We start from the raw sequence: 26,093 nt of genomic DNA on the forward strand, positions 1-26,093 counted from the left end.
CAAGAGCTGACTGCGTGCTACCGAAAGGGACGAATCAGCGGGCCCGGTCACTGCCGGAAACGTATCGTTCGAGATCCTCACGGACAGTTTCCGCGTCATCGAGATCGGACCAGGCACAGTATATTGGCGGCCGCCACCAACCACGTCGTCGGATGACGAGCGTCGTTTCGGTCTTCTCGACGCTTACGATCCGACCCCAACGCTCCAGCCGACGGATCACAGACCTCGTCCGCTCCAGTCCAGACGGTCTAACCCGGTAGGTCCAAGGCTGCCCGAAGTTCAGCAGGGCCGAACCGGACACATAACCGATGCCGCCGAGGACTGCAACGGCGGTGCCACCGGGGGCTGAATCAAGGAACGTGACGAGCCCGAGGGTCATCAACGCCAGGCCAGTCCCCCAAGCACCGATCTGCCACCGCCGCGGCCACCCAGCCGCCCACTCAGATTCAATCGGCTCGTCGACAACGACTGCGTCGACATATCGTGCCCGGGACATCGCCGCCAGCAAGAGCCCGAACAAGCCACCGACAACAGCGACGACGAACGCGGCCAGGAATGTCGTCTCGAATGGGAAGCCAACCACTCCGCCGACGGCGATGTAACCGCCCGCTGTGATGCCAGCCACCGCGACGAAGGCCCACTGGCGTAGCGATCGCCCAACCCATTCGGGTACTCCCGCCAGCCGACAGACGATGAAGGCAGACCCGATCGTGGTCACGGTGACGAGAGTAAGAAACGCGACGTACAGTGCCGCCGCGTCGTCGAGCCCTGCGTATCCCACCAGAGCGAGAGCCCCCGGAGTCACTAGCCCAGCCACGTACAGTCCACTCGCGAGGGCGTACGTCGTGTCGACGCGTTCCGCGACTGCAACACCGGACGCGGCCGTCGGGTCCGACCGACGTGAGTCTGATCGGCCGAACTGATCCATACGGGGCAGTAAACAGCCGAAAGACTAACATTTTTCGTACGGGGGTCGTGAGGAGTCGAATAGGTCGACGGAGAACTCACCAGGGGGCTGTCTGGGCCTGCCACAGCTGACCACCTGACGGTGTAACTAATGCTATCATGTCACACGGTACTCGTTGTCACATTTCAGATATACTTATTTTCAGCCACCCGATCGGCAGTACATGGCGGACCCGTTCGGGCAGGCACTCCTGGCTCATCACCGCGACGAGCGAGAACAGCCGCTGTTCTAGTGGACGGCGAGGCGGGCCAGGCACACCCGATCGGGGAACTGTACTTCGGTGACCCCGACCGGGAATGGCTCACGGCGACGTTCGAACCGCCGGTACTCGACGTGGGGGCAGGTGCCGGCCGGGACACGCTCGTCCTGCAGGAAACGGGCGAAACAGTCGCTATCGAGGTCAGCGAGTCGCTCGTGACGCTCCTGGGGGAACGCGGAGTCGAAGATGCCCGACAGGTGGACATGTTCGAACTCCGCGATACGTTCGAGCGCGATCGGTTCCGGTCGGTCCTCGTGGTCGGCACGCAAGTGGGACTGGCCAGCTCGATGGCCGGCGTCCGGGAGCTCCTCGCGGACCTCGCATACGTGACGGCTGACGAGGCGACGGCGGTGCTCGACAGTTACGATCCCACTGCCGAGACGACAGCCGAATTACTCGGGTCTCAAAGAGGTTGGTGTGCCTGAAGCGCCGCGTCGTGGAAGGGGATCACTCGAGTCCGAGACTCAGCGCCAGCGCATCGTCGATCTCGCTCATCGTGTCTCTGTCTAACTGCCCAAGCACCGAGTGAATCCGCTTTTCGATCGAAACGACGCGGATCTGGTCAAGTCGGATCGAGGAATCCTTCTCGAACGGCGAGTCCGTTGCCTCGACAAGCACTTCGAAGGGGTAGCCCCGATAGGTTCCCGTTGCCGGCGCGACGATTGTGGTACTCGAATTCGCGTTCCCGACATCGTTCTGGACGACGACGGCGGGCCGCGTTTTCGTCATCTCGTGACCCTCGGCGGGATCGAGTCGAACGACGACAACATCGCCTCGTCGAACCTCGGGCGCGTCGCTCATTCGTCGATTTCTCGCCAGGCCTCTGTCGACGCTTCGTCCCACTGCTCGGCAAGGTCGTCGGCGGCGTCCGACGCCTCGCGGTACGCGGCCGCCAGTTCGTCCTCGTCAGGGCCGTCGGATTCGACATCGACGACGGCGACGGTGACCCGCTTGTTCGCGTACTCGGTTCCGAGATAGATCCGGCCCCGGTCGTCCGTCTCGTTGGTCTGGAGTTCGTCGGCGTCAACGTTCATATTACCCACTATAACCCACGGTCGTATGAAGGTTGCTGTATCACGCCGGGATACGACAGGTATCGAGCCTCCCAAGTACACCCGTCCCGATGGGCAACCGTGATCGTCGTCGCCACCGCGGACTTCGAACTGTACCACGGCGTGGTCACGGAACTGCGCGACCGCGGCGTGACGTTCACGACGATCGAGCCCGACGAGCCACTGCCCGACCGAACGGAGGCAGTCGTCGTCGGCCCCGAGGAGGCCGTCGATCCGCCAGCCGACATCGCGGTAGTCGAGGCCGCCCCCGCCGAGCCGAGGCGGGCCGTCGAGGACCTACTTGCGATCATGCGGGGGGACGCCGGCCGGGTGATCGTCGGGATCGATCCCGGCGAGAAGCCCGGGATCGCCGTCCTCGCGGGTGATGTGGTGATCGGCGCGTTTCAGGTCCCGGCCGATCAGGTGGGTGCAGTAGTTCGACGGGAAATCGAGGGAGCGACCGACCCACTGGTTCGGATCGGCGACGGCGCGCGTCTGGTCGGCTCCCGCGTGGTCGACGACCTCGAAGACGTCCCAGTCGAAGTAGTCGACGAAACGGGGACAACGCCGTATCTCGGGACGGGAGCGCGAGGGATGGGTGACGTACTCGCGGCCGTCAACATCGCTCGCATCGAGGGCGAACGCGTCGATTCGATCGACATCGAACCGACCGCTGGGGAACTCCAGCGGATCACGGATCGGTCCCGAGAGGCCGGTGACGATAATCGAGCGATCGACGAGCAACTGGCCCGCCGGGTCGCAAGCGGGGAGTTGGATATCGAAGAGGCCCTGGCCGAACACCGCGAGCGGACCGAGTGACGCGCGGCGACCATCGTCGGACGGATCGTGCACGCCAGTCGATACCGAAACCCGTTTGCCGGCTCTGTCTGGACAGTCACCTATGAGCGAATCCCCCGCTATCGAGACCGACTCCCTCCGGAAAGAGTACGGCGAGGCAATCGCCGTCCGGAGTCTGGATCTGACCGTCCCACAGGGTGCCGTCTATGGCTTTCTGGGCCCCAACGGTGCCGGCAAGACCTCGACGATCCAGATACTGACGACGCTCCAGGAACCGACATCCGGCACGGCGACCGTCGCGGGCGAGTCGATCGGCCGCCGCGAGCGCGTCACGCCACACATCGGGTATCTGCCCGAGGAACCGCCGGTCTACCCGGAACTGACCGGGCGCGAAAATCTGGAGTACGTCGCCGGATTGCGCGGCATCGAGGCCGACGAGCGTATCGAGTCATTGCTCGACCGATTTGGACTCACTGATGGGGCCGACCGTGCCGTCTCGGGCTACTCGAAAGGGATGAAACAGAAGCTGGGGCTGATCGGCGCACTGCTCCACGAGCCAGATGTCCTGTTCCTGGACGAACCGACCGCCGGCCTGGATCCACGCGCAGCGCGGGCGGTCAAAGACACGATCGCCGACGTCTCCGATCGCGGCGTGACAGTGTTTCTCTCGACACACATCCTGCCCGTCGTCGAGGAACTTGGCGATCAAGTCGGCGTGCTACAGGACGGCCGTCTCGTCGCCGAGGGCCCACCGGACGAGTTGGGCGAGATGACCGGCGAAGGCGCTGATCTGGAGGACGTATTCCTGAACGTGACTCGCTCGCGATCGAGCGTCGCCGCGCCAGCCGACCAATGACCCGCGAGCCCAGACAGCAGGCGGCCGCGGCGATACTGGTCGCCCGGACGGAGGTGAGACGGACCTGGCGGCGACTGCGGACCAGCGAGTCCAACAAGCTGGTCGCCGGCGTGGCCGTGGGACTGTTCTACAGTCTCATCGGCGGTGTTATGGGGTTCTTCCTGGGTTCGCTCGTGGCCGAGGACGGGCTGGCGACGATGACCCAGCCGCGTCTCGGCGCGCTGGCAGTGCTGGTGTTCGGGACCTTTCTCGCCGCCCAACGAACCGTCAAGCGAAGCGGCTCGCTCGACGCCCCAGGGGCAGTGCTGACCGCGACCTCGCCGGCGGCGGTCGCGGTGGGTGTGATGGGCGCGGAAGCCGTCCGCGGGCTCCTGTTTCTCGGCCTGCCCGCCGCGGTGACCATCCTCGCGTTCGGTCTCGGCACGGGCGCCCCAGTAGCGGCGGTGGTCCTGGCCGCAGTCGCACTCTGTGTCCTCGCGCTGGTGGTAGCCGTCGGGTTCGCCGTCGGGATGGCGTTCAGATACGTCTCGATGCGATCGACGTTCGTCACGCGCAACCGCGGCAAGCTGGGCGTCGTCGGGACGTTCCTGGCGTTCGGGGGCTACATGTTCTTCCTGGAGGGCCACGCCCTCTCTCGGGCGATCGTCGACCCACTGCTCGCGCTGCCGCCCGCCTGGCTCGGCGATCTCGCCCTCGCCGGGACGCCGAACGTCGCCCCGCAGTCGATCCACCTGCTGGGTGCCCTCGGCGTCCTCGGGTTCGGTGTGCCGGTCGTCGCCGGTGGGGGAGCGAGGCTGGCGCGGCGAGTCTGGTTCGGCGAGCGTGTCCGGCCCGCGGAGCGAGCGGACACGACGGTGGCGGGAACGGACCTCCTGGGCTGGCTTCCCGAGACACGCCTATCGAGGGCTACGCGAGCCGTCGCCCGAAAATCCGTCCTGCGCGCCCGGCGGTCGCCGTTTATCGTCCAGTACGGACTGCTGCCGTACTTCGCGCTGGCGATGCTCGGCGTGCAGTTCGCCATTCAGGACGGGACGATCCCGCCGTGGCTCCCCCACGGGGCCGCGGCCGCCGGTGTCGTCACGACGGGGACGGCCTTCGCGCTGAATCCGATCGGCGGCGAAGAAGGACTGCTCCCGATTACGCTGACGGCCGGCGTCGACGCGCGGTCGTTTCTCGCCGGGCTCGTCGTCGCCGGCTGGCTGGTCGGGCTTCCGGCAACCATCGGCGGGACGGTCGTCCTCGGCGCACTGCTGGGGACGCCCCCGCTGACGATCCTTGCCCTGGCGATCGTCGGTAGCGGGATGGCCCTGGGCGCGCCGGGAATCGCCCTGGCCGCCGGCATCGTCTTCCCGTCGGTCGAAACGCAGTCGATCCCCGGCGCATCGGAGACGGTCGAGCCGAGTACGTTCGCTGTCGTCCTGTTCGTGATCGTGCTCGGCGTGGCATCGTTACCAGCCCTGATCGGAGTGGGAGGCGGCGCAGGGACGATGGCGCTCTCCGGGGCCGCCCTCCTCAGTGTCGTCTTGACCTGGCTGTTCGGGTGGCTCGGATTTCGATACGCGGGGAGGCAGTTCGATGGATACGTCCCAGCGGCCGAACTGCTCTGAGGCAGTCACTCCCGGAGGGAACGCTCGGCTCGATCGATAATCTCCCTGACCGGCCGGCCAGTCTCCTGGGCGACGGACAAGGCATCCTCGTATTCGGCACTCGCGTCGAGCCACGTTCCCTCGCGGTCGCTGGCGACTTTGACGTCGATGGCGTAGGTGTCGCCAGCGATTTCGATTTCGACCGTGCGTGTCTCGCGATCGGCGACCCAGCGGTGGCCGGCACCGTGCTCGCGCACGCCGAGTGTTCCGGTCTCTTCGGCGAGTTTTCGCGCCACCCGGTCGGCGTCCGCGGGCTTTGTGATCACTTTGATGAGGTGGCCCGGCCGGGCTTTCTTCATCGTCGCCGGCAAGATCGAGACATCCCGAGCACCGACCGCTGTGAGCGTCTCCTGGAGGCTGCCCAGTACTTCCGGCGTCGCGTCGTCGACGTTCGTCTCCAAGACGGTGATCGCCTCGCGACGGAGGTCTCCATCCGTCTCGCCAACGACAGCCCGGAGTGCATTAGCCCGATCGCCGGTATCGTGATCGCCCGCGCCGTATCCGGATGTCGTCACGTCCATCGTGGGCAACGACTCGGCGCCCTCGGCGATCTCGGCGAGAATGGCCGCCCCGGTCGGCGTCAGGAGTTCCCGCTCGAGTGGCCCGCCCTGGATCGCATAGTCGGCGTCGGCGGCGATCTGGACGACGGCTGGCGCGGGAACGCTCGCGGTACCGTGGGCCATCTCGACCTCGCCGCTACCGGTCGAGAGCGGCGTGGTGACGGTCCGATCGAGAGCGAGGTCATCGAGCAACAGCACCGCCCCAACCACATCGGCGATGGCGTCGTCGGCCCCGACTTCGTGGAAGTGCGTCGCGTCGAGATCGGTCCCGTGAACGGCTGCCTCTGCCTCGCCCAGGCGCTCGAAGATAGCGAGCGCCCGGTTCTGGACAGTATCGGGGAGCTCCATCGCCTCAACGATCGCCACGACTTCCGGATAGGTCCGCGTCGGGCCGTGCCCTTCCGCACTGTCGCCAGCGTGATCGTGGGCGTGAGCATCGTCGGACTCGTGTGGCTGGTCGTCCTGGCTGTGAGAGTGCTCGTCTCCAGACCCGGAAGGGTGGCTGTCGGCGTCGGCCACGTACCGGACATCGACCGTCGTCGCGTCGATCCCGCCGGTCGTCGTCCGGTCGATGGTGTATTCGACATCCAGGGCTTCCTCGACCGGTGTGAGGACGGCGGGATCGGCCCCGGCATCGAGCAACGCGGCCAGGAGCATGTCGCCGCTTGCCCCCATCGAGCCGTCGAACGCGAGTGTGTACATACCCCGAAGACGGCCGTCGGCGAAGAAAAGTCCGCGGGTGTCGGGACTCACGAACCCAACCCCCCGGTAGCAAAAAACATATCTCCCGGGATGCCCGAGTGTGACACACTCCACGCCTATGAACGAAGTTCAACTTGAGGTCGCGAAGGCCTACCCGAACGACTCGGGCCGGGGAATCGCGCGCCTCGACCCCGATACCCTGCTTCACCTCAAGCTCTCTCCCGGCGACATCATCGAGATCGAGGGTGCAGAGCAGACCGCCGCGAAGGTCTGGCGGGCCGACCGGCAGGACTGGAACACCGACACCGTCCGCATCGACGGGTTCACGCGCCAAAACGCCGACGTGGGGATCGGCGAGCGCGTCGAGATCCGCAAAGCTGAAGCCGAGAAGGCCGACTCGCTCGTGTTGGCCCCGCCCGAGGAGGCAAGCGTCCAGTTTGGCTCCGATGCAGCTGGCATGGTCAAACGCCAGATCCTGAAGCGGCCCGTCGTCGAGCGCGATATCGTTCCCGTGATGTCCTCGACGAACCACCCCTTCATGCGCTCGCCAGGGCAGGCGATCCCGCTGATCGCCGTCGAGACCGAACCCGAGGGCGTCGTCCTCATCACCGAGGACACCGACGTCGAGTTGCGCGAGGAACCCATCTCGGGCTACGAGAAGACCGGCGGGGGCATCACCTACGAGGACATCGGCGGCCTGGAAAACGAGATCCAGCGCGTCCGCGAGATGGTCGAGTTGCCGATGAAACACCCCCAGATCTTCAAGAAGCTGGGGATCGAACCGCCCTCGGGCGTTCTCCTGCATGGGCCGCCCGGGACGGGCAAGACGCTGCTGGCGAAAGCCGTCGCCAACGAGACCTCCGCGAACTTCTTCTCTATTGCCGGCCCGGAGATCATCTCGAAGTACTACGGCGAGTCCGAACAGCAGTTGCGTGAGATCTTCGAGGACGCCACCGAGGATGCCCCCTCGATCATCTTCATCGACGAACTCGACTCGATCGCACCCAAACGCGAAGACGTCACCGGCGAGGTCGAGCGCCGGGTTGTCGCCCAACTGCTGACGATGATGGACGGCCTGGAATCACGGGGCCAGGTCGTCGTCATCGCCGCGACCAACCGCGTCGATTCGGTCGACCCCGCGTTGCGTCGGCCAGGTCGATTCGACCGCGAAATCGAGATCGGCGTCCCCGACGAGACCGGCCGCGAGGAGATCCTTCAGATCCACACCCGCGGGATGCCCCTGAGCGACGACGTGAACCTGGGCCGGATGGCCGAGGACACCCACGGCTTCGTCGGTGCGGACATCGAGTCCCTGACGAAAGAAGCGGCGATGAAGGCCCTGCGGCGGTACCTCCCCGAGATCGACTTAGACGAAGAGGACATCCCGCCGAGTCTCATCGACCGGATGATCATCAAGCGCGACGACTTCAAAGGTGCGCTCAACGAGGTCTCACCCTCGGCGATGCGGGAAGTCCTCGTCGAGTTGCCGAAGGTCTCCTGGGACCACGTTGGCGGCCTGGAGACGGCCAAAAACGAGGTCCAAGAGTCCGTCGAGTGGCCCATGTCAAGTCCGGAGAAGTTCACGCGCATGGGCGTCTCCCCACCCAGCGGCGTCCTGCTGTACGGGCCACCCGGACGGGCAAGACCCTGATGGCCAAGGCCGTCGCCAACGAGACTGACGCCAACTTCATCAGCGTTCGGGGCCCCCAATTGCTCAGCAAGTGGGTCGGCGAGAGCGAGAAAGCCATCCGCCAGACGTTCCGGAAGGCAAAGCAGGTCGCCCCGACGGTCGTGTTCTTCGACGAACTCGACTCTCTGGCCCCTGGTCGTGGCGGGCAGGGCTCGGGTTCGAACGTCTCCGAACGCGTCGTCAACCAGTTGCTGACCGAGATGGACGGTCTCGAAGACATGGAAGAAGTCATGGTCATTGGCGCGACCAACCGTCCGGACATGATCGACCCCGCCCTCATTCGCTCGGGCCGGTTCGATCGGCTGGTGTACATCGGCGAGCCAGACGTCGAGGGTCGCGAGGAAATCCTCAAGATCCACACTGACGACTCGCCGCTCTCACCGGACGTCTCCCTGCGCGAACTCGCCGAGATCACCGAGGGATACGTCGGCAGCGACCTCGAATCGATCGGCCGCGAGGCCGCGATCCACGCCCTCCGAGAGAACGAAGACGCCGAGGAGATCGGCATGAGTCACTTCCGGGCTGCCCTCGAAGACGTCCGCCCGACCGTCGACGACGACATTCGAGAGTACTTCCAGCAGATGGAAGAAGAGTTCAAAGGCGGCGGTCCCGAGCCCGAGCGTCGCCGTGGCACCGACCGGATCGGCTTCCAGTAGACCCGACCGTTTTCGAGTGCAGATAGGATCGCTTCGTTCGTCTCCTACCCCAGAAGGCGCGACGAAGGCCGCCCTCGTCGAGTGACACTCCGCTCGAGTGGAAACGCGGCGCTCACCACGTGCACAAAAGCATGGCCCACGCGGGTAAAGCGAGTGGGGGCTCGGGAGAGGTCACTCTCCCAGTGATCAAAAGGCTCGACCCCACTCTGTGCGGTCGAGTCCGAGGCGAGAGCCTTACAGCTCGCCGAGCTTCCGGAGTAGCTGGCCGCGGTACTCTTCGTCGCTCTCGACGCCTTTGCGTTCGAGGACGTTGCGCTGGAGTTTATCGAGGGCGACGTTAAAGCCCGTCTTGGCGCCGTAGCCTTCGCCGGTGCCGGCAACCTGGCCTTTGTTCGTCCGGAGGCGAATCTGACAGCTGATCAGCGGGGTACCCCGGAGTTTCTCCTTGTGCTCTTGGAAGCGAACGTGGGCGTGCTGGACCTGCATCGCCTGGTATTTGTCGGCGACCTCTTCGATACCGACGCGGATGTCTTGCCGGGAGATCGTATCAAGCAGCTTGATGTTCGTGATCTGGACGTCCATGTGCTCTTGCTCGGTGAAGGTCAGCGCGCGGAGGACGTCGGTCTTGGTGACGATCCCAGCGACCAGGGAGTCGTCGCGCTCGGGCGTGACCACGAGGCCAGCGTAGTCGTTTTCGAGCATGCGCCGAACAGCCGATTCGACGCTCTCATCGACGGTCGTGGTCGCGACGGGACTGGACATGACATCGTAGATCGGGAGATCGAGAATGCGGTCGACGTCGCCGGCACGCTCGCCGGTCGTCGCCTTATCCATATCTCGGACGACCACGTCGACGATGTCGTGGCGAGTCACCATGCCCGTCAAGCTGCCGTCATCGTCGTCAAGAACCGGGAGCCTAGAGATACCGTGTTCCCGCAGATGGTTGATCGCCTGGCCGATCTGCGTGTCCTCGGTGGCCGTGACCACATCAGTCGTGTAGATGTCCTCGACGGTGAGTGCGTCGAGGTTGTCGAGGACGGCCCGGAGGATATCGTCATCAGTGATGACGCCCCAGAGCTTGTTCGCCTCGAAAACGGGCGCGATCTTGGTCCCGCTCTCGACGAGGACACGAGCCGTCTCTCTGACGTCGGCCGTTCGCTCGACTTTCGGTGCGTGTTGCATCAGCGCCGTCGCCTTCGCACGGTCCTCGACGTGAGATTGGACCAGTTGCTTCTGCGTGATGACGCCGGCGTAGCCCTCGTCATCGAGAACGATTACCCCCTTGGGGTTCTTGCGTTCGAAGATCGATCGGATCTTACCCAGTCGTTCGTCCGCGTCAACCTCGATGTAATCGCGGGTAGCGATATCAGCAATATCCATCGTCACGTTTGCACTTGGATGGCAAGGATTATCAAACTTGGTTCGACTGCGGAGGCTCACACCAGTCGAGCGACTGGCGTATCTCCGAAACAACGACCGGCAAGACGGCGTGGTTGCTAGAGGCCAGCTTACAGACGACGGAGAACTCGAAGGAGGGCAGCGGTCGCCGCCGGAAGGGCGCCGGAAACAGCGGGGCTGAATCGCTCGCCGAACTCGGTCGTCGCTGGCTGGATGCCGAAAAGACGGACCGACGCGGGCGCGTCCCCGATCCTGTCGGCGATATCGAGAAACGCTTCCGGGTCGGCGTCATGCGTCGCGCCGTTTTCACCGAGCGTCGTGGTCTCGTCAGGATCGAAGACGATATACTCGCCGGGATCACCACCGAAGCGGACGGCGTCGACGATCACGACAGCCTCGTAGTCCGTGAGGACGTGCACCAGTTCGAATCCGGCGTCACCGAGATCGAGCAGGTCCGTCGACGGGAGGTCCTGCGCGGCCAATCTGTCGATCAACGCGGGACCGACGCCGTCGTCACGACGGTAGGGGTTGCCCAGTCCGACGACCGCGCGCTCACTCGCCATCGCTCCCGACGAATTCGACATCCAGATAGTGGGTCGAACAGGAGATACAAGGGTCGTAGGCCCGGACCAGCATTTCTAGGGTGTGCTCGATCTGGGTGTCAGGCTGGTCGATGATCGCCGGGACCAGTTCCTCCATGTCCTGCTGGATGTTGGCGTGATTCTGGTTGGTGGGGATCACGCAGTTGCCCTCGACGGCTGTGCCCTCCTCGTCGAGGGTGTAGTCATGGAAGAGGATGCCACGCGGCGCTTCGATCGCACCGACACCTTGCCCCGCCGTCACGTCGACGTCGGGTTTGTGGTAATCGGATTGCTCGTCGAGCCCGGATTCGAGTAACGAGTCGATCAACTCGATCGAATGCTCGATGAGATGGGCTGTCTCGACGAGCTGGGCCACGTTGTTCAGATAAGGGTTGTGACAGACTGACTCGAGACCGAACGCCTCGGCGATGTCTTTGGCCTTCGGAGAGAGCTGGTCGTAGTTGTTGTTGAACCGAGCCAGCGCCCCGACCATGTACGACTCACGATTGTGCTTGGTGAACTTCGCCGTCGACTGTTCGACGACGTGTTCGTTGACGATATCCCTGTATTCGGCGAGGTCGAGTTCGCCCGTGTCCGAAGAATACGGCACGCCATCGTAAAGGGCGTACTCGTCGGAATCAGCCAGCGAGATGTATTCCGTCTCGCGAGTGAAATCGGGGAATTCGTCCGCGAGCGACAGGACGAGATCTACGACCGTCTCGACGTCGCTCCAGGACCCTTCCAACGAGGTCCGGCGGTCCTGGAGTTCAGCCTCGCTGGGAATCTGCGAGAAGCCGCCGGGGATCGTTCGCTGGGCGTGCGTCGACCGCCCGGCGACGGTCTCGATCAACTCGTTGCCGAGTTTGTGCAGCCGGACGACCGTCTTGACTTCCTCCTCGTGGGTCTGGGCCATCGGCACGACGGATTTCTGGCCGACGAGGTCAGGCAAGGCGAGATAGCCCAGGTGTAGGACGTGGCTCTGGAGCGTCTCCCCGGCCAGTGCGAGTTTCCGGAGCATGACGTCTTGCTCGGACAGTTCCACGTCCATAGCGTCCTCGACGGCTTTCAGTCCGGCCATCGTGTGCGTGACCGAACAGATGCCACAGATCCGGGAGACGATATGGTGAATCTCGTCCCAGCTCCGGCCAACGACCATCGACTCGAAAAACCGAGGCGATTCGACCACTTGCCATTCGCACTCTTCGAGCTGGCCGTCAACAGCGTTGACGACGAGTTCACCGTGCCCTTCGACGCGCGTGAGGAGGTCACCCTCGATGTTGATGTTTTCACTCATTGTTCTATCCCCTGCGCTTTGGCCTGGGGCCCGTGTTCACGCTGCCAGCTCCAGTAGAGCGTGAACTCGTTGACCAGTTCGTCGGTGGTCACTCCGTACTCCTGAAGCACCTCGCTGTAGGCGTTTTCGGCTGGATTGTCGACCATCCCTCGACAGCCCCAACAGCGGGTGCCCTGGGAGACGCAGGTCGCATCGCAGCCGCCGCCACGCGTGATCGGGCCGAGACAGATTTCACCCCGGTCGAACGCGCAAGTGTTCTCCGCGAGTTTGCAGTCGACGCAGACGGGGTGGTTCGCCAACGACGGATCGCCACCCTGCAGGATGGCGGTGAGCGTCTGGATGAACTCCTCGCTGTCGATTGGACAGCCAGGGATCTCGTATTCGACGTCGACGAACGCCTTGGCGGGCTGGGCTTGCTCGAAGGAGTCGAACAATTCGGCGTCCGGGTCGTCGAACATCGCCGCGTCCGCGCCGTAGGCCCGCTCTTTGACCGTCTGGAAGTCCTGTTCGTTCCGAATCGAGTTGATGCCGCCAAACGCCGAACAGGATCCGATCGAAATGACGATGTTGGCGTTCGAGCGCACTGCTTCGAGCCGTTCGACGTCGTGGGGTGTCGTGATCGAGCCCTCGACGAACGCGATGTCGTAGTCCTCGCTGTGTTCGGACATCGCCTCCCGGAAGCTGACCACCTCGACGACCTCGACGAGGTCGAGCAGGCGCTCCTCGAGGTTGACAATTTCGAGTTGATCGCCCTCGCACCCGGCGAAGTCGAAAAAGGCGGCCGTTGGTTTCTCACTCATACTTCAGCCTCCTCTTTGTCGCGAACCTCTGGATAGTGGAATACCGGGCCGTCCGTACAGACGTACAGTTCGTTGATCTGGCAGTGCCCACAGAGACCGCGACCACAGTGCATGTTGCGTTCCAGCGAGAGGTAGATGTGCTCGTCCGGGACGCCCATGTCATCCAGTTCCTGGAGCACGAACTGGTACATCACCGGCGGGCCACAAACCAGCACGTTCGTCGTCTCGACGTCGATGTCGACCTCCGGGATGATCGTCGTGATAACTCCCGTCTGACCGTCCCACTCTTGGTCCTCTGGACACTGATCGACTGTCTCCAGGTACTCCATCTCGTCACCGTCGGCCCATTCCTCGATTTCGTCCGGGTATAGCTGCTCTGCTGGCTCTTTGCAGCCATAAACTGTCGTCAGTTCCCCAAACCGCTCGCGTTCGTCAAGCGTGTAGTTGATGATCGACCGCAGTGGTGCCAGACCGATGCCGCCGGCAATGAACAGGATGTCCTCCCTTTCGAGCACCGCGGGATCGAAGCCAGTCCCGTAAGGGCCACGAACGCCAACCGTGTCGCCTGGTTCCAAGTTGTGTATCGCCTTCGTCACGTTGCCGACAGACCGGACAGTTAGCTCGAACGGCCCTGGTTTCGTCGGCGAGGACGTGATAGAGAACGGCGCTTCGCCGACACCCGGAACCAGTAGCTGGACGAACTGCCCTGGCTGATGGCCGAGTTCTTCGCCGTCCGGGAGCTGAATCTCGTAGAGTTTGTCGTCGCCGGTGAAGGACTTGGCCCTGGTGATGAGCCCATTGACCGGCTCATATTCGTTTTCGCCGATGTCGAATTTGCCCGTCGTACTACTGTGCATGGGCCTGTTCCTCCTGATGAAGTTTATTATAGACGTCACATGGATCGGCAACGTCGGCGACACACCCCGAGGTGCAGCGCCCACAGCCGATACAGGCGATGTCGCCGTATCGTTCGTAAATGTACCACCCTTTCCGCATGAACCGATGGCGGTGGCGCTGGGCGACCTCCTCCCGGAAATTCTCGTCTCCAGCGACCGACGCGAAGTCTTCAAGCAGGCAGCCGTCCCACCGTCGAGTCTCGCGACCGCTGTTTTCGCCGAGATCGCGGCTCATATCCACGCTGAAGCAGTAACACGTCGGACAGACCATGTTGCAGGTGCCACAGGACAAACAGTTCTCGGAGTAGTCCTCCCAAAAGTCCATGTTATCGTAGTTTTCTTCTAAAATCGTCGGTAACAATGCCGGCGAAAATTCGAGTTCCTTCTCGAAGAGGTCGGGGACCACTTCGTCTTCGATTCGTTCTACTTCTTGGATCTCCGCGGCGGAGGCCTTTCTGACGTCTGCCGAATTGAGGAACTCTTTGCCTTCTAGCGTCCCGATGTTGACGGCGAATCGATCCCCCAGGTCGGTCAGCATGAGATCGTACCCCGTGTCGGTCGTGGCCGTCCCCATGCTGGCGGCGAAAGCCGTCTCGCTTGCGTCCTGCATGTTCACCCCGATGAGCAGGGAATTCTCCCGTTTTTGCCGGTATGGCTCGTCACGGAGTGTGTCGATGAAGATTTTGTCGAGTTGTTCGATTGCGAAAAGATCGTACGGATGAATGCCGACGATGACTTTGCCCTCCGGCTCGGCCTTGGCACGCATCTCGAAATTTTCCTCGGTCTCGCGATATTCGAGAATCGTCTCACGCTGTGGCATGAGGTACTTTTTGGGGAGAGCATCGTCACGTCGTACTCGAAATCGAGATCCGCCGCCGATCGAAGCTCGTCGAAAATATATTTGTTCCCGTCGTCCTGTACGCCGACCACCTCTCGCTGCCCAGCCGAAATTGTTTCGTCTATTAACGTTTCAAAGTCCGATCGGTCGATGATTTTCATGGCCTCGTCTCCGTTCGACCGGTGTATTCGGTCTCTCGGTCAAACAGAGGTCGACTGGGGGCCTAAGAATGCCAGTGTATTCCCAGTTTATGAGAATCGTTAATTATAATTTTCGATAGGAGTCATTCGGGACAACGGCCTGGAGCCCGAACGAAGGACTTTAGCGTTCCCTCGGCGGATTTTCGGGAAATGGGAACGATTCGGATCGTCAGCGGCACGGGCACCGGCCCGACGCCGACGGCCGCCTACGACGCCGCCTTGGCCGAAGCCGGCGTCCACAATTACAATCTGATTACGCTCTCGTCAGTGATTCCGGCGAACGCGACCATCGAGGCCGGAGTCGACGTGCCGAATCTCGGCCCGCCCGGCCAAGGACTACCCGTCGTCGAGGCCGAGGCAACGACCGACAGCGACGAGGAGGTCGCAGCGGCGATCGGCTGGACGCGTGAACCCGAGGGTCCAGGCATCTTCTATGAAGTCTCGGGGGCCGACGAGGAGACCGTCCGAAACGACGTCCACGCGGGCCTCGAAGCCGGTCGCGGCCTCCGAGAGTGGTCGTTTGGCGAGGAGAATCTCGTCATCGAAACGACAGACGCGACCGAGGAAGAATACGCGACTGCGATTGTCCTCGCCGTGTACGGGCAGAGCCACGCGCTCGTCTGAGCGACTCACTGCCGGCAGTGCGTGACAGCCAACAGAGAGGATTGGCCGCAGCCGGCGGGTTTATACGTTCCAGTGGCCTACGATCACCAACAGTTCATGTATGGAAATACGTCGTTCTCGGGCACGTCCGGGACTGTAGTCGAGCTGTCGCCGGAAGACCGGCGCGCGATCCGAAGTGACCTCTCGCGCGTCGCCGCCAAGACCCGCGACCTCTTGCCCGGCGAGTACGCCGTCGGCGCGGAGCTGACGACCAGTTCCGAGGGGCCAGAAGCGATGGTCGCCGTCCAGCCGCCGGTCGGCTCGCCCGTCAGTGCTGGCTATCGGCCCGAATCCGAGACGGATCTACGGATCGACGACGAAGAGTGTTCGGAGCTCGCCCGCGGGCTCGCGGCCAGTGCCGCCCTGCAGGTCAAACAGGCGATGGGCGACGCGAGCGCAGCACCCGCACAATAAGAACTTCTGCGAACAACGGTTTCGTTACTTGCCCCAGAAGGGGACCTTGTTCCGCCGCTTGTCCAGATACATCGACAGCGCCTCGCGCTTGCCGCCCCTTAATCCAGCCGAGGAAGATCTCCTCGCCGCTCACGATGCATGATCTCCCCCACGAATCGCCGAAGCATGGCCACGAGTTCGTCCTCGCTCTCGTAGGTCGCAACTCGTAGATCCCACCGGACCGACGCCGACCGGATCATCGCACTCGTCACGTCGTCCTCGTGAACGAAGATCACTCGCTCGCCGTGCGTTTCGGCGACGTTCTCAAGGACGCTCCCAGCTTCTTCGCCGACACCGAAATTGTGGCCAAGGAACGGAACCACGAACACCGTCGCATTGCTACGCCGGGTATATTCGATACTCTGTGTCACCGCATCCACGTCCTCGGTATCGATGTCTGCGTCGATGGCGAGAAACGCATTCACGCCCGGATCCGCCCGGAGTTTCCCTTGCACGCGTCGGAGAAGTGCCTGGGCTTCGTCGATGTCGTCCTTGTTACGAAAGAGGCGGCGCAAAGGACCAGGAAGGTCGTCGATGTCAATGTCCCGCCGTTCTTCCTCGCTGAGGACGTAATTGAGGTTGAACTACTTGTACGGCCCCATCAGGTAGAAGAGAAAGCGATCGTACGTTACGTCCCCGAGTCGATCGGTGAGCAGTTCGCGCGTGATCTTTGCAGTCATGACTGCCTTTGTTCGCGGGCAAATATTTAAAGAACAGTATTTTTGAGAGATGCTGGCTCGACAACGACTAAGCGTCTCCCGGTCGTAGTACGAGTTACAATGGCAACGGATCAGACGCGGACGGCCGGCAGTGATGTCCCGGACGATCCGGGGGACCTGCTGCCCGAGGACAGCGTCCTCACGCTCGAGGAGTACCTCGACATGCACGCCACCGTCGGCCACCGCACGCGCTACGAGATCCTCTATCGGCTCGTTCACGGCGGCGAGATGAGCCCAAAAGAACTCGAATCGGCGCTCGATGTCGACGACAGTACGCTCCATTACCACCTCAACGAACTCCTCGACGTCGGCCTCGTCGAGAAACGACAGCGTACCGAACGAGGCCAGGACGGACTGTACACGTACTACCGGGCGACCGTCTTCGGCGAGGTAACGCTCACTGACGGCGTTGAGTCGTTAATCCGCGGCGAAGGGGAGTTCGACGCGATGTACGACAGTTCGAGCCGCTAATCGTTCCGGTCGTCCGGAAACGCCGGTCGAAACACCTACTTCCCCCAGAACGGATCCTTGTTCCGTCGCTTGTCCAGATACATCGACAGCGCTTCACGCTCGTCGGCGGTGATCTCCTCGGTCAGCTCCTGTTCTAAGATCTTGGCGTGTTTTTCGGGCAGTTCGATCCAGAGTTCGTCACCCTCCTCGATGTCCCGGCCGACCGTCGGGCCGTCGATCGAGACGGCGACGCGCTCGCCCGCTCGGGACTGATCGACGTCCTCGCCCTCGTCCTGGATGCCCTTCAACTGGCCGACGCGCTCCGGTTCAGCGCCGTCGAAGCGAACGACGTTGCTGTTGCGGACGACGGTCCCCGAAAGCACTTCGACGCCGACGACCGCGGGGTCAGATTGGCGGAACGTATGGTCATCGAGGATGTGAAACCGCGCCGGCCGGGTGATGTTGTCCAAGATCTGCTCCTGTTGGGACTCCTCGATGGCTGCGACGTGATCCTGGTAGTCCTCTACCAGCTGGTAGATGACGTCGTGCTGGAAAATCTGGACATCCTCTTGTTCGGCCAGCGTCCGGGCGTCCTCTAAGATGTCGGTCCCAAAGGCCAGTATCGCCCGGTTGATCGGCTCGCCGGCCGTCTCGGCGACGCGAACGTCACGGGGCGCGACATCGCCGACGTCCGCGCGCATGATCGGAATTTCCTCCTCTTCGAGCGTCCCGGAGATGGCTTCTAGACTGCCGAGCGTATCGGCCTTGACGACGACGCCTTCCTCCTCGGTCGACACTTCGATCTCCGCGAGTTCGGCCTCGACCTCGGCGATAACTTCCTCGACGGGCCGATCACGCACGACACGGATCGGGGCGCCAGCCATCGCGTCGTCCAGATCGGGCGCGGCGATTTTCACCCCGGCGGCTGCCGCGACCGAATCGACCTTCTCGAACTCTTTTTCGGTGCGAATTTCGGCCAGTGGGCGTGGCTGGAGGAGCGCCCGGACGTCGGTAACGATCGGTTCCTCCAGCCCGCCGACGACGATCTGATCGTCGGCGCTGACGGTGCCGTCGTAGATGACGGCATCGACAGTCGTCCCGAACCCGCGTTCGTCGGTCACTTCGAGCACGGTGCCGGCACCCGACCCCGCGACATCGATGGCCATCTCTTCTTTGAGATAGCGCTGGGAGAGGCCCATCAATACGGTCAGCAGGTCCGGGACGCCTTCGCCAGTCAGTGCCGACAGCGGAACGACGCCGATGTTGTTCTGGAAGTTCTGGACCCGCCAGTAGAAGTCCGCAGAGAAGCCCTCGTCGCTCAACTGGCCGATAAGTTCGTACAGGCGCTCGTCTAGGTCGGACTGGACGCGATCGGCCTGGTGCTCTTTGGTCACTTGAATCGGCTGCTCGTCGTTGGGATTCCAGCCCGGGATCGTGTCGACCTTGTTGGCGGCGACGACGAACGGCGTCTGGGTCCGTTTGAGAATATCCAGGGCCTCTTCGGTCTGTGGCTGGAAGCCGTCGGTCACGTCGACGACGACGATTGCGATATCGGCGAGTGCGCCACCACGAGACCGGAGCGTCGAAAAGGAGTGATGGCCCGGCGTATCGATGAAAAGAAGGCCGGGGAGGTCGAAATCGGCTGGATCGACGAGATCACCGGCCATCTTGCCGATTACGTCGAGTGGGACAGCGGTCGAACCGATGTGCTGGGTGATCGCGCCAGCTTCACCTTCGGTGACGGCCGAGCCACGAATCGTGTCCAGCAGCGTCGTCTTGCCGTGGTCGACGTGGCCCAACACGGCGACGATGGGGGTTCGAAGCGATTGGACGTCTTCAGCAGGGGTCGTCTCGGCGTCGGGATCTGAGTCGGACATGAGTACCACCAGAAACGGATCGTTAGTACCTGGGAGCCGTGCGCGGTAGTTAAGTGCATCGTCCTGTTGCGGGCGTCAGACGGCCCCGTGGCGTTTATGTAACAGGACCGGGTACACGGCGGTATGGCAGAAATACTCGCCGAGAACCTCTCCGGGAAGGCCGTCATGGGGTCCGACGGAGCGGAACTTGGCATGCTGTACAACATCACGATGGACATCGAGTCGGGACGGCTCGTCGATCTCGTCATCGAGCCCGACGAGAGTCTCGGCGACACGAGCTTCGATATGGACGACGCGGGCCGGTTACACGTCCCCGTCGGTCGCGTACAGGCCGTCAAAGACCGTATGATTATCCAGCGTTAAATGAACGTTCTCGACGCGTCTGCCTTTATCAACGAGTATCACACCGACGAGCGAGTCGCGACGATCCCGCTCGTCCGCGAGGAACTCGAAGACGAGAGCGCCTATCGCTTCGACGCCCTCGAAGGATCAGGGATGCACTTACACATCCCCGACGAGGAGACTGTCGAGCAGATCCAACGGGCTGCCGACGAGACCGGCGACCTCGAAGAGCTATCCAGGACGGACACCAGGCTCGTCGCAGCTGCGTTCGAACTCGACGGGCAACTGGTCACCGACGACTACGCGATGCAAAACGTCGCCGAGAAGTTGGAGATCGGTGTCGAGGTGATCGCCCGGGACGGCATCGAGGAACAACGCGAGTGGCACTTCCAGTGTCAGGGCTGTGGCCGGGAGTTCGACGAGCAACACGAGCGCTGTCCGATCTGTGGCAGCCCCCTCTCACGGAAGAACCCCTCAAGCGCCTAGACGCTCGTCTCGTCGCTCTCGGCCGGCCGCGAGCCGTCTGGCTCTTCTCCGACCGCGACCGCCTCGAGGCCGAGACCGAGTAACTGCCGGAGGACGGCCTCCTCAGTCAACTCGTTTTCTCGGGCCAACGCTTCGACTTCACGCGCCCGCGCGTCGTCCAACACAACTGAGAACCGAGTCGGCATACGTCGTGGTAGTCGTTAGCACAGTATAAATCCTCGTCAGACTTCCGTCGGACGACGGAGAGTCGGCACACGACCAGGCGAGTCAGTGACAGAGGCTGGGTGACGACCACGGTCCAGACGAGAGCTACCACTCGGCATCACGGGAGAGAGACGAGTCCAGTCGTCGAAATATCGCTCGTGTAGACGAGGTATTGGCCCAGAAACTGGAACGCGTTGAACGCCCCGTGAACGAGAATCGGGACCACGAGATTGTGGGTCCGCCGGTAACTTTCCCCCAACACGAGGGCTAAGACGAACAGAATCGGCAGTGTCGTCACCAGCGGCGCGAGCCCGCTGGTGAGATACGCCGGAACGTGGACCAACGCGAAAATGGCGCTGGCGATGAGCACAGCGTGCAGCCGGGTAAAACGGGGATACAGTGACTTCTGGACGATATTCCGGTAAAAGATCTCTTCGGCTGGCGCGATCACCAGAAACGAAAGTGGGACGAGCATCAAGAAAATCTCGGGACTGTTGTTCTCACTGACAGTCTGGATGACGCTGTGGTCGGCCGTCGAGATATCGAGCGATTGAATGACGAGATTAATGACCATCAGCCCGCCCAGGAGAACGAAGAATCCGAGCAGGCTGTACCCGAGATCGCGCGGGCTCGGGAGCGAAACGTCAAGGAACGACAGATCGAGGTCGTGACGCCACAGATAGATCCCGGCCAGCACGACAAATCCGATACCACTCCCGATCGTTATCGCGGCGTACTCGTGTGTAGGCGTCACTGGGTCGATCACGAGCAACAGCGGTGAGGCAAACAGGAGTGCCAGCAGCTGGCTGCCAAACAGCCCGATCAGGGCCCAGAATCCGGCTCGAAGGACAAGCGACAGACGCTGCCGATCGGTCTCGTCGATCGCGACCATGAACGCATTGAGGGCCGGCAGCGTCAAAGGGGCTGCGTTCCCTGCGGTAGCGGCCGGGACTCGAACGGGTGTCCGGAATCGGGGCGTTTATTCGATGACGCTCGGTACGAACACTCGTGACGGACGACGATGCCTACAGTGGCGTGGTGGGAGCAATTCCCTACGCCTTTCGCTCGACTGACTCACGGCTCTGTCGATGGTACATCGTCGTCGGCGGTCTCGTCGGGGGCCTCATTACGCTCGTCTTTACCCTCGCCGTCCTCTCGCTGGTCGGCGGAACCGTCAGGACAGCCGGGGGCATGCTCACGAGTTCGCGTGCCTTCTACGTCCTCGTCGGGCTGTGTCTCGTCGGTCCCTTGCTTGCCCCGATGCTCCTGGTCGCCCGCAGCCATCGACACGGCAACGACGACACCCACTACGATCGCGCACTGGCGGGGACGGGCTTTCTGTTCGTCTGCTCGATTTATTTTGGGCTGGTCGCGTCGATGCCGCCGACGTTCCAGTTGAACGGCGAGACAGTTTCGCGCCCGCCCGCCGAAGGGCTCTTCGGCCCGATCGTCGAGTTCTTCTACGCCATTCCCGAGCCAGCCTGGCCGGTCGTTCCGGCCACCGCGGCGGCGATCATGATTGTCGTCCACCGGTTGTATCGGTGAAGGTCCACGATCCAGACCGGCGACTGCCGCCAGAACCGACGACGAAAAGGGCGTTGGACCCCTTGTTGGAGATATGAGCGAGAAGACGGGGACATTCGTAGTCACGAACGTCGACGAGGCCTCGGCAGTGGTAACCGACGTCGAAGACGCCCAGGTGCACACCCTCGCCGAGCACCCGGACTTGGAGCGAGACGAGATTCTCGAGGCGACGATTCGTCCCGAACCGCCGATGGACGTGACCTGGGAGCTGGTAGCGATTCACGATCGCCGGACCATTCCCGTCGAACACAATCCAGAAACGCCCACCAAACAGGCCCGGGAGCTCGCCACAGAGCAGTCCGTCGGTGACGTGACGCGGCGCGAACGGGCGGGCACGGGAGAGTTGCACGTGTTGACAGTCCCGCCCGAGCAAACGGCACAAGCGGTTACCGACGTCCGCGAAGACGACGCGACCCGCCGACAAGCCGCCAGACTGGGCGTCGATCGCGTCGAGATCCGTGCCGACGACGGTGTCCTCAGCGTACGATATCTTCCTGACTAACACCCAACAAGCGCCAGCCGCGCCCACGGTGAGATTGTGTTGCCGGCGTCTTCAGTCACTGCCAGTGCCGACAACGCTCTCCCAGTCGTGATCGAAGTGGGCACCTTCACGCTCGCGGGCGCTGGCTTCGACGGCGATGAACTCGGCGTTCTCACGGGCTTGCGGGATCGTGTGGCCGCCACAGTAGCTGAGTCCCGACCGGATGCCGGCCGCAAAGCGGTCGGCAACGTCCTCTAGAGGGCCGCTGTAGGGCGTCAGGCCTTCGACACCCTCGTCGGCGTCGGGGCCGTCGGTCTCCTTGTCGGTGCGGTCCTCGGCGGCGGCGGTCGTCGCCATCCCGCGTGAGCGTTTGTACTGCTCGCCGTCGACGTCGATTACCTCGCCGGGCGACTGGTCGGTCCCGGCGAACAGACTTCCCATCATCACGGTATCGGCACCGGCCATCAGTGCCTTGACGGCGTCACCCGAAGATCGAATGCCACCATCGGCGATGACGGGCATATCGAGGGCGGCAGCGGCGTCGGCACAGCGGTCGACGGCCGTGAGTTGCGGGACGCCGGCACCGGCGACTTTTCTGGTCGTACAGTGACTACCCGGCCCGACGCCGACTTTGACGGTGTCGGCACCGATGGCGTGGAGGTCCTCGACTGCTTGGGGAGTGGCCACGTTGCCGACGATCAGATTGTCGGGATCGTACTCGGCGACGAGCGTCTCGACGGCGTCGAGACACCGTTCCAGGTGGGCGTGGGCCACGTCGAGGACAATGGCATCAGCGCCGGCTTCGAGTGCCCGTTCGGTGCGTTCGAGATACCCCTCGGCGATCCCGACGGCCGCGCCGACGCGTTCACCGGCCTCGACGACCGCGCGAATCTCGGCTGCCTGTTCGTCGATCGCCAGGAAGCGATGGATCGTCCCGAACCCGCCCGCTCGGGAGATCGCAATCGCCGTCTCGCGTTCGGTGACGGAGTCCATCGGTGCCGAAAGCAGTGGTCGCTCGAGTTCGATACGCGGAGTCAACGGCGTCGAGAGGTCCACGTCGTCCCGGCTATCGACAGGGGAACGCTGTGGAACGAGCAAGACGTCCCCGTAGGAACGTCCAGTCGTGAGATCGTTCATTCCGAGCTATCGTTGGGACGATGCCACATAACGTCGTCGTTACGGGAGTGGTGGCGTCGCCGGGACGCTTTAGGAAGGCTTATTCAGGGCCGTACCACACCCACGGCCATGGTCGAGTTCGAGGTCCCGGAAATCGATTACACCCGGTACTCAAACCGGCAGCTTATGGCCGTGCCGCTGGCCGTATTGGCCGTCGCATTGGCCGTGCTGGCCGGCGCGTGGGTACTTACGGGGTCGCCGGTCGCACTCGGTATCGACTTTACCGGTGGATCCCAGATGACAGTACAGTCGACGATGTCGACAGCGGAACTGCAAAGTACGTTTTCGCCCGAACCGGTCTCCGTCCAGACAGTCCAATCGCAGGCCGACAGATATGTGCTGACGTTCGATCAATCGAATATCAATGAGCTGCGCGAGCAGGCTCAAACAGCCGGCATCTCCGTTCGAGGCAGCGGGTCGACACCTGCCTCGTTCGGCGCAGATAGCATGCGTATCGGGCTGGTAGGGATCGGAGTTGCGTTCTTGGGAATGAGCATCCTGGCGTTCGCCCTCTTTCGAACGTTCGTGCCGAGCATCGCGATCGTCATTTCGGCGTTCTCGGACCTGATGATCCCGCTTGCCGTGCTCAGTCTCCTGGGCGTGAAGCTCTCTCTCGGGACGATCGCGGGGCTCCTCATGCTGATCGGGTATAGCGTCGACTCGGATATCCTGTTGAACAACCACATCCTCAGGAGACGGGGTGAATTCTACGAGAGCACCTACCAGGCGATGCAAACGGGTGTGACGATGACGTTGACGTCGCTGGTGGCCATGCTCGTCATGGCAATCATGGCGACGTACTTCAACATTCAGATCATGGCACAGATCGGGTTCGTGCTCGTCATCGGTCTGGCCGCTGACTTGATGAATACGTACATGCTCAATCTGAGTCTCCTTCGCTGGTACAAGTTCCGCGGGGTGAACAAATGAATATCCGCGACAACTGGCGGATCGTCCTCCTGGCCGTCTTCGTTATCGGAAGTGGCGTTGCCCTGTTCGGGCCGGTTGCCGGTGGCGCGAGCGACGGCGGGGGACTGACTAACCTCCAGTACGGGATCCAACTCGACGGCGGGACGAGCCTGCAGGCGCCAGCAGTCGGAACGACAGCAGAAGGGGTAAACGTGAGTGTGGAAGACGAAACCACGCTTGCACAGAACGTTTCGGCTGCGGTGTCGGCCGATGCGATCGACGTCCGTGTCTCAGCGAGGTCACAAACGGTCGAAGTGTTCACGCGGAACGTCACCCAGGATCAGCTTCGAGACGCCCTCCTCGCCGAGGGCTATCAGCCCGAGACCGTCCGGGATGGCGTCACAGAGCAGACCCGCAAAGATATGGTGCGGGTCATCCAGGACAAGGTGCGAGAGTCCGCACTCAGTGGCGGGAGCGTCTCGACGATCAACGGCATCGAGGGGACGTTCATCTCGATTACGGCACCGGACCGAGACCAAGAAGAACTGGAAAGCCTCCTCGATGAACGTGGTGTCGTGCGCATCTATGCTGTGCATCCGGACAGTAACGGAACGTTCGTCCAGGATCAAGTACTCGAACAAGACGACTTCAAGAGCATTGGATTTGCACGGAAAGACCAGAGCGAAGCAGTCGTGCCCGTGACGATCCGGAATTCGGTCGCCGAGCGGTTCCAACAGGAGATGGTCGAGCACGGATTCGGACAGGCCCGCCGGTGTGGCGTCAATCGGGATACAGTGTCGAACATCTCGGAGGTAGACGACTACTGTCTGGTGACGACGTTGAACGATGAGGTCGTGTTCTCTGGCGGCGTCGAGCGAAATCTCGCCACCTCCTTTGCCAACGGTGAGTTCGCCAACGATCCGAACTTCCGGATGACCACCGGCCAAAATATGACCCAGGCGGAGGACCTCGAGATTAGCCTCCGGGCCGGGCGGCTACCCGCACCGCTCGACTTCGAGAACGCCAGGAGTCAGAGCCTCGAACCATCGATGGGCGAGGAGTTCCGTACCGACTCGCTGATTATCGGAATCATGGCTGTGCTGTCTGTGAGTGGCATGATCTACTTCCGGTACCGTGACCTGCGGGTCGCTTTGCCGATGATCGTCACGGCACTCTCGGAGGTGTTCGTCCTGCTCGGGTTCGTCGCGCTCGTCCAGTATCCGCTGAACCTCTCACACATCGCCGGCTTCATCGCCGTCGTCGGGACGGGGGCCGACGACCTGATCATCATCGCCGACGAGATCCTCCAGCGAGAGGAGATCACGACCGATCGGGCCTTCCAGAACAGATTCCGGAAGGCATTCTGGGTGATCGGGGCCGCGGCAGCGACGACGATCATCGCCATGAGTCCGCTGACGGTCCTCTCGCTCGGTGATCTGAGTGGGTTCGCCATCATCACGATCGTCGGCGTGCTGATCGGTGTGTTCATCACGCGGCCGGCTTACGGTGACATCCTCCGGAGCCTCATCTTAGACGAATAGCTCACCACGCTTGGG

27 protein-coding genes and 2 pseudogenes are annotated in these 26,093 nt (G+C 62.7%); 14 read left to right on the plus strand and 15 right to left on the minus strand.

Translation table 11 applies throughout. From position 1 onward, the window contains the following. Positions 1-34 precede the first annotated feature (34 nt). Positions 35-928 carry a hypothetical protein gene (locus tag Hrd1104_RS08550; RefSeq protein WP_154552365.1) on the minus strand — a complete coding sequence of 298 codons (894 nt, stop codon included), beginning with the start codon at positions 926-928 and terminating at the stop codon, positions 35-37. A 270-nt stretch (positions 929-1,198) separates the two neighbouring features. Here Hrd1104_RS08550 and Hrd1104_RS08555 point away from each other — a divergent pair, with 270 nt between their 5' ends. Then, the gene (locus tag Hrd1104_RS08555) at positions 1,199-1,651 is read left to right on the plus strand and encodes a hypothetical protein (RefSeq protein WP_154552366.1); all 453 of its coding nucleotides are present in this window, start codon (positions 1,199-1,201) and stop codon (positions 1,649-1,651) included. A 22-nt stretch (positions 1,652-1,673) separates the two neighbouring features. Here the strand turns inward: Hrd1104_RS08555 and Hrd1104_RS08560 are convergent, their stop codons facing one another. Together Hrd1104_RS08560 and Hrd1104_RS08565 are read right to left on the minus strand one after the other, a co-directional pair. Next, entirely contained in the window at positions 1,674-2,027 is a 354-nt protein-coding gene (locus tag Hrd1104_RS08560) for a type II toxin-antitoxin system PemK/MazF family toxin (RefSeq protein WP_154552367.1), read from the minus strand. Continuing rightward, entirely contained in the window at positions 2,024-2,260 is a 237-nt protein-coding gene (locus tag Hrd1104_RS08565) for a hypothetical protein (RefSeq protein ID WP_154552368.1), read from the minus strand. The genes Hrd1104_RS08560 and Hrd1104_RS08565 overlap by 4 nt, the downstream gene beginning before the upstream one ends. Positions 2,261-2,359: 99 nt before the next feature. Between Hrd1104_RS08565 and Hrd1104_RS08570 the strand changes: the two genes are divergently transcribed. From Hrd1104_RS08570 to Hrd1104_RS08580, 3 genes are all read left to right on the plus strand, one after another. Continuing rightward, positions 2,360-3,097 carry a hypothetical protein gene (locus Hrd1104_RS08570; protein WP_154552369.1) on the plus strand — a complete coding sequence of 246 codons (738 nt, stop codon included), beginning with the start codon at positions 2,360-2,362 and terminating at the stop codon, positions 3,095-3,097. Between the two features lie 82 nt (positions 3,098-3,179). Beyond that, positions 3,180-3,932, plus strand: coding sequence for an ABC transporter ATP-binding protein (locus Hrd1104_RS08575; protein ID WP_154552370.1), 753 nt, complete (start codon positions 3,180-3,182; stop codon positions 3,930-3,932). Next, complete coding sequence (locus Hrd1104_RS08580) at positions 3,929-5,539, plus strand: hypothetical protein (protein WP_154552371.1); 1,611 nt, start codon at positions 3,929-3,931, stop codon at positions 5,537-5,539. The genes Hrd1104_RS08575 and Hrd1104_RS08580 overlap by 4 nt, the downstream gene beginning before the upstream one ends. A gap of 5 nt (positions 5,540-5,544) precedes the next feature. On the opposite strand, the gene larC is transcribed toward Hrd1104_RS08580, so the two are convergent. Further along, the gene (gene larC / locus Hrd1104_RS08585) at positions 5,545-6,840 is read right to left on the minus strand and encodes a nickel pincer cofactor biosynthesis protein LarC (RefSeq protein ID WP_154552372.1); all 1,296 of its coding nucleotides are present in this window, start codon (positions 6,838-6,840) and stop codon (positions 5,545-5,547) included. Positions 6,841-6,958: 118 nt separating this feature from the next. Between larC and Hrd1104_RS08590 the strand changes: the two are divergent. Next, positions 6,959-9,186, plus strand: a pseudogene (locus Hrd1104_RS08590) (CDC48 family AAA ATPase). 234 nt (positions 9,187-9,420) lie between these two features. Here Hrd1104_RS08590 and Hrd1104_RS08595 read toward each other — a convergent pair. The 6 genes from Hrd1104_RS08595 to Hrd1104_RS08620 all read right to left on the minus strand — a co-directional run bounded on the left by Hrd1104_RS08595 (position 9,421) and on the right by Hrd1104_RS08620 (position 14,975). Beyond that, positions 9,421-10,566 carry a CBS domain-containing protein gene (locus Hrd1104_RS08595; RefSeq protein ID WP_154552373.1) on the minus strand — a complete coding sequence of 382 codons (1,146 nt, stop codon included), beginning with the start codon at positions 10,564-10,566 and terminating at the stop codon, positions 9,421-9,423. Positions 10,567-10,694: 128 nt separating this feature from the next. Then, the gene (locus tag Hrd1104_RS08600) at positions 10,695-11,147 is read right to left on the minus strand and encodes a hydrogenase maturation protease (protein WP_195837562.1); all 453 of its coding nucleotides are present in this window, start codon (positions 11,145-11,147) and stop codon (positions 10,695-10,697) included. After that, a complete protein-coding gene (locus tag Hrd1104_RS08605; RefSeq protein WP_154552375.1) occupies positions 11,137-12,459 on the minus strand; it encodes a Ni/Fe hydrogenase subunit alpha in 1,323 nt (440 codons plus the stop codon). Before Hrd1104_RS08605 ends, Hrd1104_RS08600 begins: the two co-directional genes overlap by 11 nt. Then, positions 12,456-13,259: an NADH:ubiquinone oxidoreductase gene (locus Hrd1104_RS08610; protein ID WP_154552376.1), complete on the minus strand. Its 804-nt coding sequence runs from the start codon at positions 13,257-13,259 to the stop codon at positions 12,456-12,458. Before Hrd1104_RS08610 ends, Hrd1104_RS08605 begins: the two co-directional genes overlap by 4 nt. Then, complete coding sequence (locus Hrd1104_RS08615; protein WP_154552377.1) at positions 13,256-14,116, minus strand: FAD/NAD(P)-binding protein; 861 nt, start codon at positions 14,114-14,116, stop codon at positions 13,256-13,258. Before Hrd1104_RS08615 ends, Hrd1104_RS08610 begins: the two co-directional genes overlap by 4 nt. Further along, positions 14,106-14,975 (minus strand): 4Fe-4S dicluster domain-containing protein, encoded by an 870-nt coding sequence (locus tag Hrd1104_RS08620; protein WP_229770443.1) that lies wholly within the window; start codon positions 14,973-14,975, stop codon positions 14,106-14,108. The genes Hrd1104_RS08615 and Hrd1104_RS08620 overlap by 11 nt, the downstream gene beginning before the upstream one ends. Positions 14,976-15,343: 368 nt before the next feature. Between Hrd1104_RS08620 and Hrd1104_RS08625 the strand changes: the two genes are divergently transcribed. Next, positions 15,344-15,817: a pyruvoyl-dependent arginine decarboxylase gene (locus Hrd1104_RS08625; RefSeq protein WP_154552378.1), complete on the plus strand. Its 474-nt coding sequence runs from the start codon at positions 15,344-15,346 to the stop codon at positions 15,815-15,817. 96 nt (positions 15,818-15,913) lie between these two features. Then, positions 15,914-16,270 (plus strand): DUF5811 family protein, encoded by a 357-nt coding sequence (locus tag Hrd1104_RS08630; RefSeq protein ID WP_154553224.1) that lies wholly within the window; start codon positions 15,914-15,916, stop codon positions 16,268-16,270. Between the two features lie 98 nt (positions 16,271-16,368). On the opposite strand, the pseudogene Hrd1104_RS08635 reads toward Hrd1104_RS08630, so the two are convergent. After that, positions 16,369-16,989 (minus strand): annotated as a pseudogene (locus Hrd1104_RS08635) (hypothetical protein). Between the two features lie 99 nt (positions 16,990-17,088). On the opposite strand from Hrd1104_RS08635, the gene Hrd1104_RS08640 reads away from it, so the two are divergent. Further along, positions 17,089-17,499: a winged helix-turn-helix domain-containing protein gene (locus tag Hrd1104_RS08640; RefSeq protein WP_154552379.1), complete on the plus strand. Its 411-nt coding sequence runs from the start codon at positions 17,089-17,091 to the stop codon at positions 17,497-17,499. Positions 17,500-17,534: 35 nt separating this feature from the next. Here Hrd1104_RS08640 and infB read toward each other — a convergent pair whose 3' ends face one another. Then, positions 17,535-19,355 carry a translation initiation factor IF-2 gene (gene infB / locus Hrd1104_RS08645; protein WP_154552380.1) on the minus strand — a complete coding sequence of 607 codons (1,821 nt, stop codon included), beginning with the start codon at positions 19,353-19,355 and terminating at the stop codon, positions 17,535-17,537. 123 nt (positions 19,356-19,478) lie between these two features. Here infB and Hrd1104_RS08650 point away from each other — a divergent pair, with 123 nt between their 5' ends. Further along, positions 19,479-19,718, plus strand: a complete 240-nt coding sequence (locus Hrd1104_RS08650) for a PRC-barrel domain-containing protein (RefSeq protein ID WP_154552381.1) — start codon at positions 19,479-19,481, stop codon at positions 19,716-19,718. After that, a complete protein-coding gene (locus Hrd1104_RS08655; protein WP_154552382.1) occupies positions 19,719-20,183 on the plus strand; it encodes an NOB1 family endonuclease in 465 nt (154 codons plus the stop codon). It begins immediately after the preceding gene. Here Hrd1104_RS08655 and Hrd1104_RS08660 read toward each other — a convergent pair. Further along, positions 20,180-20,368 carry a hypothetical protein gene (locus Hrd1104_RS08660; RefSeq protein WP_154552383.1) on the minus strand — a complete coding sequence of 63 codons (189 nt, stop codon included), beginning with the start codon at positions 20,366-20,368 and terminating at the stop codon, positions 20,180-20,182. The genes Hrd1104_RS08655 and Hrd1104_RS08660 overlap by 4 nt on opposite strands. A 137-nt stretch (positions 20,369-20,505) precedes the next feature. Next, positions 20,506-21,279: a CPBP family intramembrane glutamic endopeptidase gene (locus Hrd1104_RS08665; RefSeq protein ID WP_154552384.1), complete on the minus strand. Its 774-nt coding sequence runs from the start codon at positions 21,277-21,279 to the stop codon at positions 20,506-20,508. A 116-nt stretch (positions 21,280-21,395) separates the two neighbouring features. Between Hrd1104_RS08665 and Hrd1104_RS08670 the strand changes: the two genes are divergently transcribed. Further along, entirely contained in the window at positions 21,396-21,932 is a 537-nt protein-coding gene (locus Hrd1104_RS08670) for a hypothetical protein (RefSeq protein ID WP_154552385.1), read from the plus strand. A 73-nt stretch (positions 21,933-22,005) separates the two neighbouring features. Beyond that, positions 22,006-22,473 (plus strand): DUF5812 family protein, encoded by a 468-nt coding sequence (locus Hrd1104_RS08675; protein WP_154552386.1) that lies wholly within the window; start codon positions 22,006-22,008, stop codon positions 22,471-22,473. 51 nt (positions 22,474-22,524) lie between these two features. Here Hrd1104_RS08675 and Hrd1104_RS08680 read toward each other — a convergent pair whose 3' ends face one another. Next, the gene (locus Hrd1104_RS08680; protein ID WP_154552387.1) at positions 22,525-23,589 is read right to left on the minus strand and encodes a guanosine monophosphate reductase; all 1,065 of its coding nucleotides are present in this window, start codon (positions 23,587-23,589) and stop codon (positions 22,525-22,527) included. Positions 23,590-23,697: 108 nt separating this feature from the next. On the opposite strand from Hrd1104_RS08680, the gene secF reads away from it, so the two are divergent. Both secF and Hrd1104_RS08690 read left to right on the plus strand, forming a co-directional pair. Next, a complete protein-coding gene (gene secF, locus Hrd1104_RS08685; RefSeq protein ID WP_154552388.1) occupies positions 23,698-24,558 on the plus strand; it encodes a protein translocase subunit SecF in 861 nt (286 codons plus the stop codon). Beyond that, positions 24,555-26,078, plus strand: coding sequence for a preprotein translocase subunit SecD (locus tag Hrd1104_RS08690; protein WP_154552389.1), 1,524 nt, complete (start codon positions 24,555-24,557; stop codon positions 26,076-26,078). Before secF ends, Hrd1104_RS08690 begins: the two co-directional genes overlap by 4 nt. The last annotated feature ends 15 nt before the right edge of the window (positions 26,079-26,093 follow it).

The sequence above is a fragment of the Halorhabdus sp. CBA1104 genome, from assembly GCF_009690625.1.
Lineage (GTDB): Archaea > Halobacteriota > Halobacteria > Halobacteriales > Haloarculaceae > Halorhabdus.

Coding starts and splice junctions, on each gene's coding strand:
- Hrd1104_RS08550 (WP_154552365.1), bottom strand. CDS start 928: ATGGATCAGTTCGGCCGATCAGACTCACGTCGGTCGGACCCGACGGCC.
- Hrd1104_RS08560 (WP_154552367.1), bottom strand. CDS start 2,027: ATGAGCGACGCGCCCGAGGTTCGACGAGGCGATGTTGTCGTCGTTCGA.
- Hrd1104_RS08565 (WP_154552368.1), bottom strand. CDS start 2,260: ATGAACGTTGACGCCGACGAACTCCAGACCAACGAGACGGACGACCGG.
- Hrd1104_RS08575 (WP_154552370.1), top strand. CDS start 3,180: ATGAGCGAATCCCCCGCTATCGAGACCGACTCCCTCCGGAAAGAGTAC.
- Hrd1104_RS08580 (WP_154552371.1), top strand. CDS start 3,929: ATGACCCGCGAGCCCAGACAGCAGGCGGCCGCGGCGATACTGGTCGCC.
- larC (WP_154552372.1), bottom strand. CDS start 6,840: ATGTACACACTCGCGTTCGACGGCTCGATGGGGGCAAGCGGCGACATG.
- Hrd1104_RS08595 (WP_154552373.1), bottom strand. CDS start 10,566: ATGGATATTGCTGATATCGCTACCCGCGATTACATCGAGGTTGACGCG.
- Hrd1104_RS08600 (WP_195837562.1), bottom strand. CDS start 11,147: ATGGCGAGTGAGCGCGCGGTCGTCGGACTGGGCAACCCCTACCGTCGT.
- Hrd1104_RS08605 (WP_154552375.1), bottom strand. CDS start 12,459: ATGAGTGAAAACATCAACATCGAGGGTGACCTCCTCACGCGCGTCGAA.
- Hrd1104_RS08610 (WP_154552376.1), bottom strand. CDS start 13,259: ATGAGTGAGAAACCAACGGCCGCCTTTTTCGACTTCGCCGGGTGCGAG.
- Hrd1104_RS08615 (WP_154552377.1), bottom strand. CDS start 14,116: ATGCACAGTAGTACGACGGGCAAATTCGACATCGGCGAAAACGAATAT.
- Hrd1104_RS08620 (WP_229770443.1), bottom strand. CDS start 14,975: ATGCCACAGCGTGAGACGATTCTCGAATATCGCGAGACCGAGGAAAAT.
- Hrd1104_RS08625 (WP_154552378.1), top strand. CDS start 15,344: ATGGGAACGATTCGGATCGTCAGCGGCACGGGCACCGGCCCGACGCCG.
- Hrd1104_RS08630 (WP_154553224.1), top strand. CDS start 15,914: ATGTATGGAAATACGTCGTTCTCGGGCACGTCCGGGACTGTAGTCGAG.
- Hrd1104_RS08640 (WP_154552379.1), top strand. CDS start 17,089: ATGGCAACGGATCAGACGCGGACGGCCGGCAGTGATGTCCCGGACGAT.
- infB (WP_154552380.1), bottom strand. CDS start 19,355: ATGTCCGACTCAGATCCCGACGCCGAGACGACCCCTGCTGAAGACGTC.
- Hrd1104_RS08650 (WP_154552381.1), top strand. CDS start 19,479: ATGGCAGAAATACTCGCCGAGAACCTCTCCGGGAAGGCCGTCATGGGG.
- Hrd1104_RS08655 (WP_154552382.1), top strand. CDS start 19,719: ATGAACGTTCTCGACGCGTCTGCCTTTATCAACGAGTATCACACCGAC.
- Hrd1104_RS08660 (WP_154552383.1), bottom strand. CDS start 20,368: ATGCCGACTCGGTTCTCAGTTGTGTTGGACGACGCGCGGGCGCGTGAA.
- Hrd1104_RS08665 (WP_154552384.1), bottom strand. CDS start 21,279: ATGGTCGCGATCGACGAGACCGATCGGCAGCGTCTGTCGCTTGTCCTT.
- Hrd1104_RS08675 (WP_154552386.1), top strand. CDS start 22,006: ATGAGCGAGAAGACGGGGACATTCGTAGTCACGAACGTCGACGAGGCC.
- Hrd1104_RS08680 (WP_154552387.1), bottom strand. CDS start 23,589: ATGAACGATCTCACGACTGGACGTTCCTACGGGGACGTCTTGCTCGTT.
- secF (WP_154552388.1), top strand. CDS start 23,698: ATGGTCGAGTTCGAGGTCCCGGAAATCGATTACACCCGGTACTCAAAC.
- Hrd1104_RS08690 (WP_154552389.1), top strand. CDS start 24,555: ATGAATATCCGCGACAACTGGCGGATCGTCCTCCTGGCCGTCTTCGTT.